The organism is Sulfitobacter sp. HI0027 (assembly GCF_001634775.1).
Taxonomy (GTDB): Bacteria; Pseudomonadota; Alphaproteobacteria; order Rhodobacterales; family Rhodobacteraceae; genus Sulfitobacter.
Genome location: NZ_LWER01000251.1, coordinates 1 through 559 on the forward strand (window position 1 = coordinate 1; position 559 = coordinate 559).

Annotated in this window: 1 protein-coding gene; it reads left to right on the forward strand. The window is 54.7% G+C overall.

Translation table 11 applies throughout. The annotated features are described in order from the left end of the window. On the forward strand, positions 1-316 hold a 316-nt coding region (locus A3722_RS15060), incomplete at its 5' end, for a cupin domain-containing protein (RefSeq protein ID WP_150120507.1). Between the last annotated feature and the right edge of the window lie 243 nt (positions 317-559).

The following is a 559-nucleotide window of genomic DNA, read 5'->3' on the forward strand; positions in this document are numbered from 1 at the left end:
GTGGTATGAGACCCTCACCAAGGGGCCGCGGTTTCAGGTCAAACAGATTATGGTTCATCCCAATGGCACCCTGAGCCTGCAAAGCCACCATCACCGGTCAGAACATTGGGTGGTGGTCGAAGGCACAGCCGAGGTGATGATCGGCGACGAAACACGTCTCGTGACAGAGAATGAAAGTGTCTACATTCCTTTGGGCACCAAACACCGGCTCGCCAATCCGGGCAAACTGCCGGTTTACCTGGTCGAGGTTCAGACCGGCAGCTATCTGAACGAAGACGATATCCTGCGCCATGAGGATATCTATGGCCGCGAATGATCCCGCGCCACGGGGTTATTTACCATAACCATGATTACACGCGGTTTCCATAACGGGCGGCGCGCGCCATTTTGAAGGGCGCCGGCTGCTAAATAATAGGGTCGCCATGACGATTTGGACGTGCAAAATGGTTCTCTAACCTTCGGGGACGCATTGATGTCGAGCAAGTGGTTTTAGGACTCCGGCACGCGGGTGAGAAAGCGCTCTATGGTTTGAGCGAGGAGATAATCGGGTTGGTACTCG